12 protein-coding genes and 2 pseudogenes are annotated in these 17803 nt (G+C 41.1%); 5 read left to right on the top strand and 9 right to left on the bottom strand.

Annotation, left to right across the window (positions count from 1 at the left end):
* Positions 1-26: 26 nt before the first annotated feature.
* Both ADJ77_RS09045 and ispE read right to left on the bottom strand, forming a co-directional pair.
* The gene (locus ADJ77_RS09045; protein WP_025079132.1) at positions 27-3335 is read right to left on the bottom strand and encodes a UvrD-helicase domain-containing protein; all 3309 of its coding nucleotides are present in this window, start codon (positions 3333-3335) and stop codon (positions 27-29) included.
* An 18-nt stretch (positions 3336-3353) separates the two neighbouring features.
* Positions 3354-4193: a 4-(cytidine 5'-diphospho)-2-C-methyl-D-erythritol kinase gene (gene ispE / locus ADJ77_RS09040; protein ID WP_025079133.1), complete on the bottom strand. Its 840-nt coding sequence runs from the start codon at positions 4191-4193 to the stop codon at positions 3354-3356.
* 98 nt (positions 4194-4291) lie between these two features.
* Here ispE and dnaB point away from each other — a divergent pair, with 98 nt between their 5' ends.
* Complete coding sequence (dnaB, locus tag ADJ77_RS09035) at positions 4292-5812, top strand: replicative DNA helicase (RefSeq protein ID WP_025079134.1); 1521 nt, start codon at positions 4292-4294, stop codon at positions 5810-5812.
* Between the two features lie 172 nt (positions 5813-5984).
* Here dnaB and ADJ77_RS14580 read toward each other — a convergent pair whose 3' ends face one another.
* The 5 genes and pseudogenes from ADJ77_RS14580 to ADJ77_RS09010 all read right to left on the bottom strand — a co-directional run bounded on the left by ADJ77_RS14580 (position 5985) and on the right by ADJ77_RS09010 (position 10690).
* A complete protein-coding gene (locus ADJ77_RS14580) occupies positions 5985-6230 on the bottom strand; it encodes a hypothetical protein (RefSeq protein ID WP_234398183.1) in 246 nt (81 codons plus the stop codon).
* Between the two features lie 14 nt (positions 6231-6244).
* Positions 6245-6391, bottom strand: a pseudogene (locus ADJ77_RS14575) (IS1380 family transposase); the annotation flags it as partial.
* 614 nt (positions 6392-7005) lie between these two features.
* Positions 7006-7425, bottom strand: a pseudogene (locus ADJ77_RS09025) (IS1380 family transposase); the annotation flags it as partial.
* 598 nt (positions 7426-8023) lie between these two features.
* On the bottom strand, positions 8024-9841 hold the full coding sequence (locus tag ADJ77_RS09015) for a M6 family metalloprotease domain-containing protein (RefSeq protein WP_025079045.1): 1818 nt from the start codon (positions 9839-9841) through the stop codon (positions 8024-8026).
* A gap of 9 nt (positions 9842-9850) precedes the next feature.
* Entirely contained in the window at positions 9851-10690 is an 840-nt protein-coding gene (locus tag ADJ77_RS09010) for an EFR1 family ferrodoxin (protein WP_050696310.1), read from the bottom strand.
* A gap of 112 nt (positions 10691-10802) precedes the next feature.
* Here ADJ77_RS09010 and ADJ77_RS09005 point away from each other — a divergent pair, with 112 nt between their 5' ends.
* The 4 genes from ADJ77_RS09005 (at position 10803) to dapA (ending at position 15122) form a co-directional block, all read left to right on the top strand.
* Positions 10803-12341: a ComEC/Rec2 family competence protein gene (locus ADJ77_RS09005; protein WP_050696522.1), complete on the top strand. Its 1539-nt coding sequence runs from the start codon at positions 10803-10805 to the stop codon at positions 12339-12341.
* Positions 12342-12365: 24 nt separating this feature from the next.
* Positions 12366-13127, top strand: a complete 762-nt coding sequence (gene truA / locus ADJ77_RS09000) for a tRNA pseudouridine(38-40) synthase TruA (protein ID WP_050696309.1) — start codon at positions 12366-12368, stop codon at positions 13125-13127.
* Positions 13128-13139: 12 nt separating this feature from the next.
* A complete protein-coding gene (locus tag ADJ77_RS08995) occupies positions 13140-14066 on the top strand; it encodes an EamA family transporter (protein ID WP_025079046.1) in 927 nt (308 codons plus the stop codon).
* 171 nt (positions 14067-14237) lie between these two features.
* Complete coding sequence (dapA, locus tag ADJ77_RS08990) at positions 14238-15122, top strand: 4-hydroxy-tetrahydrodipicolinate synthase (protein WP_025079047.1); 885 nt, start codon at positions 14238-14240, stop codon at positions 15120-15122.
* Between the two features lie 536 nt (positions 15123-15658).
* Here the strand turns inward: dapA and pyrF are convergent.
* Both pyrF and prfA read right to left on the bottom strand, forming a co-directional pair.
* Positions 15659-16486, bottom strand: coding sequence for an orotidine-5'-phosphate decarboxylase (gene pyrF / locus ADJ77_RS08985; protein ID WP_025079048.1), 828 nt, complete (start codon positions 16484-16486; stop codon positions 15659-15661).
* A gap of 196 nt (positions 16487-16682) precedes the next feature.
* On the bottom strand, positions 16683-17795 hold the full coding sequence (gene prfA, locus ADJ77_RS08980) for a peptide chain release factor 1 (protein WP_025079049.1): 1113 nt from the start codon (positions 17793-17795) through the stop codon (positions 16683-16685).
* Positions 17796-17803 lie beyond the last annotated feature (8 nt).

The raw sequence follows: 17803 nt of genomic DNA, 5'->3' as shown, positions 1-17803 counted from the left end.
AATAAATTAGACTATAGTCCCCCCCTTTATTCATCCCTTAATGGAAGAAGAGGAGTTGGAATCACTTCGTTTCTAACTACATACCAGATGTAACCCGACACATGCTGATACCCCATACTTGTAAGTAACTTCATATATCGTTGCACCTGCTCATGGTATTCTTCCCTCGGTTTTCCAAACTTGAAGTCTATGACTATTATCTCCTTTCCATCAGTCATTACACGGTCAGGACGGTGCTCATGGACTTCTCCACTATTCCCATCGTATTCAAGGATTGTACATTCATTAAAGAGCTTCCAGTGTGGACTGAACCAGCCTTTCACTTTCTCATTCTTCAGAGCACATGTGATTTTATCCTGCAATTCTTTTGATGTAATCTCATCATTATATATGACACCTTCTTGTTCCAGCTCTTTCAAACGTGGTTCAATATCAGCCTCGGTAAGAATAGTTGAAAACAGTTGATGAAGAATATTTCCCACCTTAATATAACGATTTGCATCAGTTGGCTCTATATCTTCACAATTTATAAAGTCATGACTTTTATTACTTTGCCGGAAATTGACAGGGTGGGGGAATGTTTCTATTTTCAACTTGTGTGTCTCTGGAATGACCTCAAATGGATTATCTGAAACTTTTTTCTTTTCTTTATCTTGCACACTATCCGGCAGACTACCAAACTCAAAACTGAGCGGTTCTTTCTCCCCAGAATCATCAAGGAATGCACCACTTAGCTCTTCCACAATATCATGAATGATTAATTGTATAATCTGAGAACGGTTGGACGCAGTGTCACCACTTTGAAGTTCCTTGATCCTTTTACTGCTTGCCCGTTTACCTGTAATAAAAAGATTCTTTCCAGCACGTGTAAATGCCACATAGAGTAGGTTCATGTTGTCAACGGTATTCTGTAGATGCTCTTCTTTATAATCATCTTCAAAAACAGTACCTATCATGCTTTTCTTTGAGAAATCCACAGGAATCAACGGTAATTCTCCGTATGGTTTCTCCTTATTCTCACCAGGACACCATATCGTATTACCAGTTTGCTTCTCCAAATCCCAATCACAGAAAGGAATCAGAACATTATCATATTCCAGACCTTTGCTTTTATGGATGGTTATCAAACGTATACCGTCAACTTCATCGCTTTGGATTGTATTGCTTGAAAGTGTGGTCTCCCATTCTTCGATGAAATCGTCAATATCTGCAGGATGGTCACGCAGATACTCATTCAGTGTGTCGTAGAAAGTGCAGACGTATGCACTCTGTCCTTCAAGTCTGTCAAGATTGAAAAGTGAGTAAATTTCATCCACAAGATCCATAAGTGACATCCTTAACAAAGACTCGAATTTATTTATATAATCATTTGGTAACAAACTATTTAAGTCTGTATTATTATTAACAAACAAATCATTGTTGCCTTTCCTTGTCTGTAAAACTTGTTGTTGATATAGTTTGACGAGTTTAGCTGCAGTAAGCCTGTCATCAGGATGTGTAAGGAGACGAAGCGCACATACAATCACATTGACAGCTAAGGATGCGTCCAATCGGAAAGCCTCATCAGAGACAATGCTGACGTCTCTTCCAAATTCATTTTGGAATTTATCAGCAATGTCTTGTATCACTCCTTTTGAACGGACAAGAATTGCAATGTCTTTCTGACTATAACCGCATGTCAAAAGTTTACGGACATTACAGGTAAGTTCATTGAGAACGTTCTCTTTATATTCTTTCTCATTTTTGCCGCAGTAGAAGAGCTTGATACGGACACAGCCTTTCTGATCTTGTTTTTTTGATATCTGTTCTATTTCCTTATATGCTTCTGTCAGCTGGTCAGCATCTTTGATTTTATCTGTTTCCAATTCTTTTATTGTCTGTTTTATTGCATGTGCAAAGAAAACATTGTTGAATTGGACAATATTTTCTTCTGAACGGTAGTTCGTGTCAAGCGGTTCTATCTTTATCTGCTCTTCAGGGAAGTCATGTTCGATGTTGTTCAGCAATTTCCAGTCCCCCTGCCGCCAACGGTAGATACTCTGCTTTACATCGCCCACTATCAGATTGTGAGACTCAACTTGCGCAATACAGTTATCAAGCAACTTGCGGAAGTTGTCCCATTGAATTGTACTGGTATCCTGAAACTCATCAATCATAATGTGTTTCAAGTAAGCTCCCATTTTTTCAAATACAAAAGGTGTATCAGAGTCTTTCATCAGTGTGCTAAGCAGTGATTGTGTGTTACTTAGCATAAATCGGTTTGCGTCTTTGTTTATCTCATCAACAGCTTCTGAGATTGCGTGCAACAGGCGGAGTTGGGACAGATGCTTGAGTGTTAGATTACAGGATTGATACTCCTTCCATCCTTCTGTTCTATATTTTTCCAAGAGTTCCAAATCCGCACCCAATGAAGTTGAAGCAAGTTCAATAATAGCAGCTTTCTCTTCTGCGGTACAATCGCCAGATGCCCATTTGTCAACATTCTCTATACAGGTTTTTACATATTTTGGTGCATTGCAATTTGATGGAATATCCTTTGTGAATCTGACAATATATGGATAAATACCTCTCGACTTACCATTGAATAATATTTGATTGTCTACGTTAGCTTCACGTATTTTCTGCAGCATCTGCTTTGCATGGTCATTCAACTTCTTTAAAGCCTGTGCACGTTTCTTGCGTAAATCTGTGATGAAATCGTTAAAAAACGACTTTTCACTGAAACAGTTATCAAGTTCTGACTTATGGTCTTTATAAAAGTCCTTAAAGATATTCTTTCCAAAGTCCTTTATCTGTCCTATGACATTCCACCCCTGATCATCTTCGATATTCTTATCAATATAATCACGAATCCACCCTAAAACCTCTTCTCCTTCTTCAAGACTGTTGATTAGCTCGTCAACAGCCTGTGCCTCCACCTGCTCATCATTAAGATCAATGCGGAGGTTAGCCGTAAGATTCAACTCACGTGCAAGGTTACGTAAGACCGATTGAAAGAAAGCATCTATCGTCTGTACACGAAACTCATTATAATGATGGGTGAGTAGCGACAGCGCATCGGCTGCCTTTTCACGAATGGTTGCTTCAGGCAGCCCGGTCTTCCTCAACACTTGTTCAAGGTATGCTTGCGAATCCGGCAGATTATGTGCAATACCATAAAGTTGGGAAAGAATACGGGTTTTCATCTCCTGCGTAGCCTTATTTGTAAAGGTAACGGCAAGGATCTTCTTATAGTCCTGTGGATTCTTCACCACTAAAGTGATGTATTCTGACGCTAATGTAAATGTCTTTCCCGACCCTGCTGATGCTTTGTAAACGGTTAATGCTTTTTCCATCTTAGATAATCGGGGGATTTATAGTCTGACGCAATATGTAAACATATCTGGGAACAACTCGTTTATATTCGTAGGCTTCTGTCCAAAAAGCCCGAAGATAGTGCTGCCACTTCCCGACATCTGTGCATACAAGGCACCACTATCATACAGTTTCTCCTTGATAGCAGCCAACACGGGATATTTTGCAAAGATAGATTTCTCAAAATCATTTGTCAGTTCAGCACGCCACGTATCAATAGGCTGGCGTACTATATCACGACAGCATTTTGCAGGTTTCTCAGGTGTTATACCTGCGTAAGCCTCTGCTGTTGACACAGCTACATCTGGCTTTACAAGTGTAAGATAATACCCTTCTAAGTTATTGTTCTCATCGTCTGCAGGTGCAAGAACATCTCCAATACCTGTTGCAAAAGCAATCTCTGAACGAATAAAAAACGCACAGTCAGCACCCAATTGAGCTGCATAGCGTTCCATCTCGGCATTCCCCATGTTCAGACGAAAACGCTCGTCAAGCAGCCTGATCATATAAGCTGCGTCAGAAGAACCGCCTCCAAGTCCGGCTTGCATAGGAATACGCTTGACAAGATGTGCATGGACACGAGGAAGTTCATAGTCGTGTGCTATAAGATTATATGCTTTCACAACCAGATTCTTGCTTTCGTCACATTCAACAATATTACCTGTTACTTTCAAATCAATAGGGGTGGGAGAGGGAAACTCCTCATCCATCTTCTTTATTTCGAGTGCATCGCATAGTGGAACAGGATAGAATATGGTTTCAAGGTCATGATAGCCGTCTGGACGTTTTGCAACAATGTTTAATCCAAGGTTGATTTTGCAGCAAGGAAAGGTAATCATAGTCTAAAATTTTGTTTTAAGAATTCTTTTTGCAAAGATAATAAAAGGTTAGTATATTGATGTTAGAAATGGAATATTTTTTGTAATTTTGCCGGCGTATGCCAGAAAGAAGTAGTAATAGTAAAAGTAGTCGTAGGACCAAACAGGCTCCTATTGACACAACATTTGGACATCTCCAGCCGCAGGCAACAGATATAGAGAAAGTCGTTTTAGGTGCTCTTATGATAGATAAGGATGCCTTTACGGTCGTGTCTGAAATCATCAAGCCGGAAACTTTCTACGAGTCCCGTCATCAGAAAATATACGAGGCGGTACAGTCGTTGAATCTTCAGGAAAAGCCTGTTGATATTATGACTGTGGTTGAAGAGCTACGGCATAAGGGTACGCTGGAGGAAATTGGCGGACCAGCTTATGTCGTGGAGTTGAGTTCTAATGTGGCATCATCTGCACACATCGAGTATCATGCACATATCCTCGCACAGAAATTCCTGGCACGTCAGCTTATCCAGTTTGCCTCAATGATTGAGACTGATGCCTTTGACGAAACGGTTGATGTTGACGAACTGATGCAGAAAGCTGAGGGGGCACTGTTTGAAATCTCTCAGAAGAACATGCTGCAGGATTACGTGCAGATTGATACAGTTGTGGAACAGGCGCACCAGCTGTTGCTCAAAGCTGCTAACAATAAGGGTAGTCTGACAGGTGTTCCGAGTGGTTTCCATGATCTGGACAAGATTACTGCAGGCTGGCAGGCTTCTGACTTGGTTATTATCGCTGGTCGACCTGCCATGGGTAAGACTTCTTTTGCGCTTAGTATTGCCAAGAATATTGCTATTGACTACCGTAAGCCAATTGCATTCTTCTCTCTTGAGATGAACAATGTGCAGCTTGTGAACCGTTTGATTTCCAATGTCTGCTCTGTACCTGGTAATAAAATTCTCAGTGGTCAGCTGACACCTGATGAGTGGGAACGTTTCGACTCAAACATTCGTAAAATGCAGGGTGCACCAATATATGTCGATGATACCCCTGGTCTTTCTATCTTTGAACTGCGAACAAAGGCTCGCCGACTCGTTCGTGAGCACAACATCCAGATTCTTATGATTGACTATTTGCAGTTGATGAATGCCAACGGAATGCGTTTCAACAGTCGTCAGGAAGAAGTTTCAACTATCAGCCGTTCCTTAAAAGGACTTGCAAAGGAATTGAATATTCCTGTTTTGGCGTTGTCACAGTTAAGTCGTGCTGTAGAACAACGTGAAGGAGTCGAAGGTAAACGTCCGCAACTAAGCGACTTACGTGAGTCTGGTGCTATTGAGCAAGATGCCGATATGGTTCTTTTCGTACATCGTCCAGAATACTATCATATCCTACAGGATGAGAAAGGAAATGATCTTCATGGAATGGCGCAGATTATCATTGCCAAGCACCGTAAGGGTGCAACGGGTGATGTGCTTCTCAACTTCCGCGGTGAGTATACTCGCTTTGCCAATCCTGAGGATGCTGCTTTCTCTGCTCCTATGCCAGACGACCCATTAGGTGGCGAGATCATTGGAAGTAAGATGAATGATGAGCCATTACCGCCACGTCCAGCAGGGGGCATGCAGGTACCTTTTTAGTTTAACCTCAATTCCGCAGCGTTTTTCCTTGTGAGGCGATTTTATGTGTTGAGATGTCTTTTTGGGGCTCTATATGTTGTTATGAGATTTTTCGGGGCTTCTTGAGTCTTGCCTAAGCATGAAATCCCCACCCAAACCAATGGGGAATATGAGAACCACAAAGAAATGCAGCTTATTCAAGGAATACTTCAGAGTAGTATGCTTTGTTTGTATACAGGTTCAGGACGTTCCGCCTTCCTGTTCTCACCCATTTTGCCGGCACGCTGACGAAATGCAGGATAAAGGCTTTCAGCCTGCTCGTCTTTTTCAACGGCTTGACCTTTTCGCTGATATGGCGGACGAGATAGAGATAGAAGTTCTTCAGCATGGCAGTAACCATCATGAAAGCCATGTTCTCAGCCATGAGGGAAAAGGGCATATATTCCAGTTATTCACATTGGTGTTTCCATCACGGTTCTCACCTCCGACTATGATGCGCCCGATGGAAGCCCAGCCCGGGAAATAACCATGATCCTGCCTGTAGGAATACTTTGCGTCGAACTTGTAAGCTGGAATAAACTGGTGGTCAAAGTCCAGGTCAACATGGCTGCCTGCCTTTATAAGGTTCTCCCGTTAAATGCGTAGATTGGAAACAGAATAAAGGCTTATACGCTTGTATGGTATGGCTATCCAAGATCGGACGGTCTCACATAAAGGGATAAAGCACAAAATAAAAATACAGAAAAGGCAAACAGATACCATGTCTTTCCGTCTTCTACAAACAACTTATTACTATATCAATCAATGTTTGTAAACTATTTTCATACAACTCAAAACCAATACATGGTCTCTTGGCTTCTAAAAGACGCCCAATTGGCTTGCAATAGATGCCCTTTTGAGGTCTAACTGACGCCCTTTTGAAGTCCAATTAAGCACCTTTTCTTGCACGACTCCATAACCAACTGATTTACTGTTGGTTGTGAACTTGCTTTTTACACGTGTTTTAGCCTTTATCTGCAAGTATTTTACCCGAAATTATGTCATGATTTTTCAAACTGTTGTCTGCAATTTTCAAGGTATTAACATGAAAAGGTTTTCTGTGTCGGAGGATGATAATAAAGTAGGAAGCCAAGACCGTCTTGGCTATGTTTTTGTATAATGCATAACTTCGGCTCTTCCGCTAAAGCTATACGAAAAGTGTCCACGCATTTAATGGAAGAACACTTTATAAGCCCCATTCTCCGTATCATCCGTAAAAGTAAGATGTTCAGCTTCTCTGCAGTGTTGAAACTATAAGACTTGCCTGATGTCTCGCTCTTGTAGACAATATTCTCTTCGGCAAGCTCCTTCAGTCCGCGCCCCACGGTGTCGGCACCGGGTAACAGCGTACCAGGTCTCTGCCTGAACTGTCCTGTAAGCGCATTGATGTCCTCAAGACAATCCCCACCACAAAGGTAGCTGAAGAAGAGAGAGTCTGGAATGCTTCCATGACTGAAAGCCTTGCCGCTGCTTCCGCGTCTGCCCAACACGGATTCGGTAAGTTTTTCAAGGCCCAACCTTGAAAAAACGTCCATGATGTGATAAATTCCTCCGAAGGAAGTGATATTCTCGTTTTTAATTGTTACCTTTGTCATGTCAGATTTTTGCTTGTTTATTATTTTGATAGCACTAAGATAGGTGAAAATTCTGACATATCCAAGTGTTTTGAGGACTTTGTTTCTCAGGCACTTGGGTTTCTCACAAGAAATTATGTTGCGGAAATAAGGTCAAATAAAGCATACTACTCTGAAGTATTCTTGAATAAGCAGCATTTCTTTGTGGTTATCATGTTCCCCATTGGTTTGGGTGGGGGGTATGCTTAGGCAAGCCTCAAGAAGCCCCGAAGAGCCTCATGTCAACATATAGAGCCAAAAAAAACATCTCAACATATAAAATCGCCTCACAAGGAAAAACGCTGCGGAATTGAGGTTGTCTTTAAAATCAGTTCTTTAGCGATTACTAATTTACAAAGAAAATTCGACAAACTGTTATTTTCCTATCTATTTATTAGGGTGGGAAACTTTAGAGATATAACTGGCAGAGAAAGTCTCACATTCATTATCTACTACCACCTTATCTGCATTCCTGCCTTATGCCTACAGGTTCATGTAAAATAACTAAATAAAAGCAAAGCCGCCTCTTGAAGAATTGATTCATCAAAAGGCAGCTTGTTATATGTTCTAAAGTCTTATATTACTTCATAAACTTCTTTTTGTTCTGAATATAAATTCCATGAGGTAATACCGAAGCATCAGTGCCGACAAATCTACCGTCGAGGGTGTAGATACGGTTGTCGGATGTGTTAGTTTCAATGATTGGGTCAGAGTGAATACCTGTGACAATACCTTCCTTGAAATCAAAGCTGACATAGCGGTTATTTGAATCTGAACCATCATTCTCAACAATGTTCAATACAGTTTTGGGCAGTATAGTGCCATTGTACATTTTAAATCCCGCAATACGATTCTTCCCCTTATAAGGATAGAGGTCATTGTTGTGTTGCTCTGCATATTTTTTCAATGATCCTCCAGCGTTTGCAGCTGCCAATATTTTCCCATCAGCAGGTATAGGAATTACACGTGGTTTGCCTTTTATATTGTTTGGATAATCAAAGATATTTACTTTGTCAGAAGGATATGAGATGCGATAGGCAAGTAAACCTTTTGCGTATGTTTCGTCTCCCCAGCCTTGGTTCCAGTTTCCTTTCTGAATACTTTGCAACACAACATATTCGTTTTTTACATCTTTATTAAGAATCTTATAAGCCTTACCACCGTTGTCGATACTCTTTAGTTTATCAACATGGCAGTCTTTTGTCAGTTCGTCAATGCTCATCCAGCCCATTACTTCACGTTCCCAAGCAAGATAAGACGAAGGTACACGTCCGCCACGTACTCCTGTTCCACCATCCATAATATCCCAGAATTCCATACCTTGGTCATCTTGGTTTTCTGCGTCAGTATGATAAGCATATATGTCTGGAAGACCGAGAGTGTGGGAGAACTCATGGCAGAATAATCCAATGCCATTAATTTTTTTGTTATTCTTAGACGTCTTATCGCTTCCATTCAGTTCATTGCTAACTCCATAGCGTCGGATACTTTTACCGTCAAACTTATTTGAGATATTAATAGTTCCAGACTTAGGCCAGATATTTGTTACTTTATTATCTTTAAAATTGGCAGAATGTCCAGCATAGATTATATAAACCAAGTCAACGATACCATCATTATTTGAGTCATAATCTGCAAAGTTTACCATTCTATCAACAGCACTACAAGCATCAGCAAGCAGTAAGTCCATTCTATCATTATCTGCCCCATAGACAGCATGTTCCTTTGGTAATTTGATAGGTCCTACGACATCAAAGATAGGGGTGAACTTCCCATAGCTACAATCCTTGAAATAGCCACGTACACCTTTGTAGTTTTGGTTCTGGCTATAGCGGGTATCTGTGAAATGACTTTCATTCATTAAATAGTTTGTGAATATCTTTTTTGTGTCCTGGATGGTAAATGTTGTGTCTTGGAACTCTGCCAATATAACAAGTGCTTTTGGGCTTCCTGTGTGAGGGAAATAGGGTACACCGTTATATCCTGTGCCTACTGTAACACCTCTTGTAAGCGGACTGTTCTCGTATGAATTTTCTGATTGTTCTACAATCTTATTAACATAAGAATAGAATTTTTCCTTATCCTGCTTGCCAATCAAGTTACGTTCTGCCTGTGAACGGGATATTGTTTCATGTGCAAGCTGCTTAGTTGCAACAAGTCTTCCATCATTTGCAACATGTCCCACATAATAGCTATTGTCAGCGCCTTGCACAAGCAGTACGCCGTCAAGTGACGTGTACCAGTTGATATGCTCGTCACCTCGCAAGATGACGGTAATGGTTGTTCCGTCTGCCTGTCTTACTTGTACAGGAAAAGATTGTGCCTTTGCTGCCCAAGAGCCAAGGGAGCAAAGCAAGAAGCATGCTATAAGAAATAGCTGTTTTACTGTTTTTACCATATTGTTTACTTAACTTAGTTTACTTAATTTATTAAAGAAATACTGTCCTTTCGTCTGTGTACGTTTACCATACTCAATAGCATGGTGTGGACAGTGGTGATAACATGAGAAGCAGGTAAGGCATTTGTCATTGTGTAACCACTCCGGCTCATAGCCCAAGCCACCTTTGATATCATCAACAGGACAGACATTAGCACAGATACCGCACTTGACACATCGACTGCTCTCTACATGAAAGTGCTTGTCAGTGATGAGGAAACGTTCAAAGAATCCCCCAACTGGACCAGAGAAGAAGGCAGGGACAGGACCTCGTTTAACATGTTCCCATCCCCATGGCTGGCCTTTATCCGCACATAAATGCCGTGTTACAGCGTTTGAAAATGATTTCAGCTGTTCCGAAGCTGCCTTTTTCTTTGATAATTCCTTCTCTTTCGTATCAACATCCATGCCAGGCAAACCAACGTACGACTCTGGCATAACCAGAGAACATACTGCCTCAAGTGATAAATCCTTACCTACAGATACGCTCGTCAACAATTGTTGGAAGCGTTCTATAGCTTTGCCAACAGAGTCGCCAGCCGTAACCATACAGAAACAATAATGCTTAACGGATGTAATCTCGTTTTGTTCTGTTTTCAGTGATAATTTATCAATGAACTCTCTTACGATACGGGGAATTCTCCAACCATGTATAGGAAAGACAAAGCCAACGTGTTCATCTTTCTTTAAAGTAAAAGAACAATCACTGTTGATTACTTTCGGGATGGAAACAAGCATGTCATCTGTTTCCAAAGCCAACGTCTTTGCAGCCCATTTACTGTTACCTGTACCAGAAAAGTAGAATATCATGGCGACAAAGATACTGATTATTTGTAAATCTTGCAAGATAAGCAGTTACATTCTTGTTTTTTTTCAGTTCTTTTTCTTACATTTGCAGCTGACACATGAAAACATTGATGCTGTGAAGAAGAAGATGGACTTACTGATGTATCCCTCTGTAAAGCTACTCACCCCTTTGGTATTGGGTATTACGGTGGGGGATATTGTTGACATTAAGCCTGCGTGGTGGTGGATAATGACTGTATGTACAGTTATTATAACATTTGTTGTGTGGCAGTGGAAGTATACTCAAAGTCTGCTACTGCTTCTCATTGTCTTTCTGATGGGGGCTACATCTGTATCAATGAAGAAACAAACTATGCAAATAAGGCTTCCAAACCAAACGATAACATTCAAGGCAGTTCTTCTCAGTAATCCTGTTGTTCATGGAAAAGTGATACAGACTGACTTAATAATAATGGGTGAAGAGGAGCCGATGAAGGTCAAGGCTGCCATCCTTCGTGACACAATAACAAATCATTACCAATCACTGCACATAGGAGATGGTATAGAGGCTTATGCCTATCTTGAAGAACCTATGAACTTCTCGGATGCAACCTTTGATTATGCGAGATGGTTGAAGTTCCATGGATATGCTGCTGAGACATTTATCCGCTATGACCAATGGCAGAAAGTGAAGGTGGACCTTCGACCGATGAGTTTTCTTCAACGAACATCCTTAGCTGCTGGCATCTACAGACAGAAGCTGATGAAGCAGTTGGAGAATAATCTTGATGGAAGTAATTTAGCCATAGTTTCTGCGATGACACTTGGGGACAAGCAGTTGATAAACAAAGATATAAAGGAAGATTATTCTATAACAGGTGCAAGTCATGTCCTTGCCTTGTCAGGCTTACATCTAACTATATTGTATGGCTTGCTGATGCTCTTGATGAGTTGGTGTGAACGATTACTACCAAGGACGTTCAGGCAAGGTGTAAGTGAGCTTCTCATTCTGTTGGCAGTGTGGAGCTATGTTGTTCTGGTCGGAATGTCCTCTTCTGTTGTGCGTTCTGCAGTAATGTTGACCATCTATTCTTTCGTTACGCTTCTGAATCGAGAACGCTTATCAGTAAACACATTAGCACTGGCAGCCGTCATTATGCTCATCGGCAATCCTTTCAATCTTTTCGATGTAGGCTTTCAATTATCTTTCATGTCGGTATGGGCAATCATGCTGTTCTATCCACTCATATATGAAGCTATACCTTTACCACAAACAAAGAGTCTTTTGGTAATCAGATGGTTATGGAGAATGGTTGCAGTCTCTATGGCAGTACAGTTAGGAACAGCTCCATTGGTTGCCTTTTACTTCAACAGAGTATCTTTGGTCTTTGCTATCAGTAGCCTCATCGCTGTACCTGGAACAATGATTATAGTTTCTGCAACACTCTGTATGTTGCTTCTTAATCCTTTACCGGCATTATCTTCTTTGGTTGGAAAACTTATCTGTACTATCACAGAATGGTTGAACGCATCTCTTCACTGGCTTGCAAACATTCCCGGGGCAAGCATTGACAATCTGCATGTCACAGTTTTGCAACTGATTATCTACTATATCATGTTGATGACTGTATGGTTGTTATGGAGTTTTTTCGCAGAGAAGATAGAATTTAAGTAATTATTTGTATCTTTGCAGATAGTTATGCAACGATATTTTATCACCCTTTCATACGATGGTACAGCCTATCATGGCTGGCAGATACAGCCTAATGGAATTTCTGTGCAGGAAGTATTGGAGCGTTCTTTGTCTACACTCTTGCGAGAGACAATCACCGTAACAGGTGCAGGACGCACCGATGCAGGTGTTCATGGCAGAATGATGGTTGCTCACTTTGATACTGAGATGCCTTTTGAGTGTGAACAACTTGTGTATAAAGTAAACCGATTATTGCCACGTGATGTTTCCATAAGCAGGATTGAGCCTGTCAGGGGAGGTCTACACGCACGATACTCTGCGACTTCACGCACCTATCATTATTATGTTCATACGGGTAAGCAACCCTTCTCACGCCAGTATTCGTGTGAGCTTCGTTACCCTTTGGACTTCGATAAGATGAATAAGGCTGCAGCCTATTTGATAGGAGAGAAAGATTTTAAATGTTTCTGCAAGAGTGGAACTGATGTGAAGACTACTATTTGTAATCTGACTGAGGCACGGTGGATTCCTGCCAATGAAGAATTTGCTTTGACATCAGGTGGTACCATCACAAATTGGTGCTTTGTTATAACTGCTAACCGTTTCCTGCGTAACATGGTACGTGCTGTGGTTGGAACATTGGTTGATGTTGGTCGAGATAGACTGTCATTGGATGATTTTAAGAAGATTGTTGATGGAGGTACAAGAAGCGATGCTGGCGAAAGTATGCCCGGTAACGCTCTCTTCCTTTGGGAAGTAAAGTATTAGGATAAGAGCTTTATGTGGATTCTTTTGGCTTTTGTCTCAGCAACATTGCTGGGACTCTATGATACGTCGAAGAAGTTTTCTCTTCGTGGAAATGATGTCATACCTGTATTATTTCTCAACACGCTCTTCTGTTCGGCAATCTTCCTGCCGTTGATATTATTGTCCCAATACACAAACGTACTTGATTCCAGTATCTTCCATGTTGGTTCAGGTGGTTGGGAAATGCACCGCTGGATAATATTGAAGAGTGTTATTGTACTTCTTTCCTGGGTATTCGGCTATTTTGCTATTGCTCAGCTACCCTTGACGATAGTCGGTCCGATTAACGCCACACGACCAGTCATGACACTTGTTGGTGCAATGCTTGTCTTTGGTGAAAGACTGAACGGCTGGCAATGGATTGGTGTCAGTCTTGCAGTGATTTCCCTGTTTTTATTGGCAAGAAGCGGCAAGAAAGAGGGCATTGACTTCAAACATAACAAATGGATATTCTTTCTGGTATTGGCAGCTTTGATGGGTACTTGTAGTGGTCTGCTTGATAAATACCTTATGACAGGTCCTGAAAATAGTGGAGTAGGACTCGACCGCATGATGGCACAAAGTTGGTATAACATCTATCAATGTCTTATGATGGGTATTGTTCTCCTTATCTATATCGTCAAACAGCGCAAGAAAACAGAACGAACAGCTCGTTTCTCTTGGAAATGGTCAATCCTATTGATTTCGATATTCCTGTCAATGGCAGACTTTGCTTATTTCTATGCGCTCTCATTACCTGGAGCAATGATTTCCATTGTGTCAATGGTACGTCGTGGCTCGGTACTTGTGTCGTTCTTATGTGGTGCAGTACTGTTTAGAGAGAAGAATTTAAAGGCAAAGGCACTCGACCTGTGTTTTGTCCTCCTTGGAATGATATTCCTCTGGATTGGGTCACGCTAAGTTCAAGCGTCCCCCATTAAGATAAAGGGTAAAAGTCTTTGGTTATTGATAAATATTTGCTATATTTGCAACGATATTGATAGACGCACTTTCAGCGTTTAATATGAATAGGACTACGCATTTACTCCCCGAGGAGTCTTTACCGTGAGTCTCTTAAAGACGATAATTACTATGCAGAATGTTTTTCATGGATTAGGTATAGCTTTGATAACTCCATTCAAGGAAGATTGCAGTATAGATTATGATGCACTTGTAAACCTGGTTAACTATCATCTGGATAATGGTGCAGACTTCTTCTGCATTCTTGCTACTACAGGTGAGGCACCTTGTTTGACACATGAAGAAAAGAATGAGCTGACCGCTGTTATCAAACGAGTTGTCAATGGACGTGTGCCAATTCTGAAATATTGTGGTGGAAACAATACTGCAGCTGTTGTAGAAGAAATCAAGACGACTGATTGGAGTGGTATTGACGGTATTCTCAGCATCTGTCCTTATTATAACAAACCCAGTCAGGAAGGACTTTATCAGCATTTTAAGGCAATAGCACAGGCAAGCTCTCTTCCTGTTGTATTATATAATGTGCCAGGTCGCGTGGGTGTCAATATGACCGCAGAAACAACAGTTCGCATTGCTTCAGAGTTCACCAATGTTGTTGCTATTAAAGAGGCATCAGGCAACTTGGAACAGGTTGACGAGATTATCAAGAACAAACCAAAGCACTTTGAGGTTATCAGTGGCGATGACGCATTAACCTTCCCGATGATAGCAAGTGGTGCGGTAGGTGTTATCTCGGTTATTGGTAATGCACTGCCTAAGGAGTTCTCCCGCATGATACGTCTGGAGTTTAATGGTGAGTATGAGCCTGCACGCAAGATTCATCATCAGTTTACTGAACTTTACAAGCTCCTGTTTGTTGACGGTAATCCTGCCGGCTGTAAAGCTCTGCTAAGTGATATGGGGATGATTAAGAATGTTCTACGTCTTCCTCTGGTTCCCACACGCATTGAAACAAAACAGAAAATGAATGAGATTCTGAAAGGAATGAGAATCTAAAATAAATAAGTATAAGAAGCAGGAGATAAGCCTCTATGATAAAGGTTTATCTCCTGCTTTTCTTTTATTGCTTTGTATAGCCCCTGTGGAACGATGCAGCAGGAAGTATGATTTATGCTTTCCTCTATGTAAACGCTAAATATATAATATCGTGTTATCTTTGTAAAAGTAAGCCTCTTAATCAGACGAGTTTTGTTTACTTTTGGTAGTACAACTCTTACCTAATAACAAGTTGATTCTGTCCCAGCAACATATTGCAAGGTGTTTAGCACTCAACACGATTGGTTTTTACCAATAACACCACTTGTGATGGGCAACAACACATTGGTTGAAAATGAGACGAGAGGTCTATTATTGTCATAACAATAATAATCGTAAGACACTGACAATAACTTATATGGAGAAAAGTTTATCGGTCACCAATAATCTCTAATATATGAAAATAGAACGAGTTTAAAACGTTCCCTCTGACTGTTGATGCTTTATTATGCGAAGCAAACGCTTTCTGTGCAATTGTGATTTATCGACAGAGAAACTTATTTGCATACCTTTTCCAATTCAACAGCCATCTCTTCCTGCAACTCTTTTGCTTTTACTGCTGCTACCTCAGCAAAGTCAGTGTCTGTGCTTGCATAAATAATGCCACGTGATGAGTTGACAAGCAGACCACAGTCCTTAGTCATTCCGTACTTACAAACTTCTTGAAGACTTCCGCCTTGTGCACCAACTCCAGGTACCAACAAGAAGTGTTCTGGAGCCATACGACGAATATCCTCAAACATCTTACCCTGTGTTGCACCAACAACATACATAAGATTATCAGTTGTTCCCCATTCCTGTGACTTCTTCAAGACTTTCTCAAAGAGACGTTCTCCCTGCTTGTCCTCTGTCAGTTGGAAGTCATGGCTACCTTTATTACTCGTTAGTGCAAGCAGGATAACCCACTTTCCTTCATACTCAAGGAATGGTTTTACGCTGTCTTCGCCCATATATGGAGCAACGGTAACAGAATCAAGATTATACTCTTCAAAGAAAGTCTGGGCATACATCTTTGACGTGTTGCCGATATCACCACGCTTAGCATCAGCGATGATAAAGTGGTTCGGGTGGGTTTTCTTTATGTATTGGATGGTCTTTTCAAATGCCAAAATACCTTTCAGACCATAGCACTCATAAAAAGCGAGATTGGGTTTATAGGCAACACAATAAGGTGCTGTTGCATCAATGATTGCCTTGTTGAAAGAAAAAATGGGGTCATCCTCATTCTTCAAATATGCTGGTATCTTGTTTATATCCGTGTCAAGTCCCACACACAAGAATGTCTTTTTTGTGAAGATTTCATTTATTAACTGTTGTCTGTTCATAAAGATTGTCTTTTTTAGATTTATCAAAAGAGAATATTTAATGATTATCAGTAGTAATTTGCAGGAGCACATGACTCTTGTTTCCATGAATAACGTGTAATGCAGATATACGAACCATGTGCCCCTATACTTTGATATTGCTTTTCTTGTAGATACAAAGTTTAATATACTATTTTGTTCTACTTTATTTAAGGTATTACAACTCAGTTTCCTTCAGCTTTTCAGCATTCTCTGCCACTGTCAAAGCATCTATCATATCCTGGATTTCACCATTCAAAAAACCTTGAAGGTCGTGAGTTGTAAACCCGATACGGTGGTCGGTAACACGTCCCTGTGGGAAGTTATAGGTGCGAATCTTGGCACTTCGGTCACCAGTTGAAACCAAAGTCTTACGACGACTTGCAATGTCGTCAACATACTTCTGATGTTCGTGGTCATAGATGTAAGTATAAAGACGGCTCAACGCACGCTCCTTATTCTTTGGTTGGTCACGTGTCTCGGTACATTCGATGAGGATTTCTTCAACCTCACCAGTGTTAGGGTTCTTCCAAGGATAGCGCAGACGAACACCAGACTCAACCTTATTTACGTTCTGACCACCGGCACCACTGGAACGGAAAGTGTCCCACTTTATGTCACCCTCATTGATGTTTACCTCGAACTTATCAGCCTCAGGCAGTACAGCTACTGTCGCAGCAGATGTGTGCATACGCCCCTGTGTCTCGGTAGCAGGCACACGCTGTACACGGTGAACACCTGACTCATACTTTAAAGTGCCATAGACGTTGTCACCTTCAACGGCAAAGTCAATCTCTTTGAAGCCACCAGCAGTACCTTCCGATACGGCTGTGATAGAGAGTTTCCATCCCTTCTTGTCGCAATAGCGTTTGTACATATTAAAGAGGTCGCCCGCAAAGAGTGCAGCCTCGTCACCACCAGCACCACCACGAATCTCCATCTGAACGTTCTTAGCGTCCTCCGGGTCTTTTGGTACAAGCAACAACTTGATTTCCTCTTCGAGTTCCGGCTGGAGAATTTCGTTCTCTGACAATTCCTCACGTGCCATCTCCTTCATCTCTGTATCACTCTCGTTGGCAATAATATCCTTTGCCTCTTTGATCGTGGTAAGACAGTTGATATAACGGCGGCGAGCATCCATAATGTCACCAAGGTCTTTATATTCCTTTGTCAGCTTCACATAACGTGACTGGTCAGCAATGACATTAGGGTCAGTGATAAGCGTTGATACTTCTTCGTAACGGGCTTCAAGTCCGTCGAGCTTCTGTAGTATATTGTTATTATCTATCATAATCTTTT

It is taken from the genome of Prevotella fusca JCM 17724, from assembly GCF_001262015.1.
In the GTDB taxonomy this organism is placed as follows: Bacteria; Bacteroidota; Bacteroidia; order Bacteroidales; family Bacteroidaceae; genus Prevotella; species Prevotella fusca.
The sequence above is the reverse complement of the archived record's forward strand: the minus strand, read 5'-3'. Positions and strand labels throughout refer to the sequence as shown.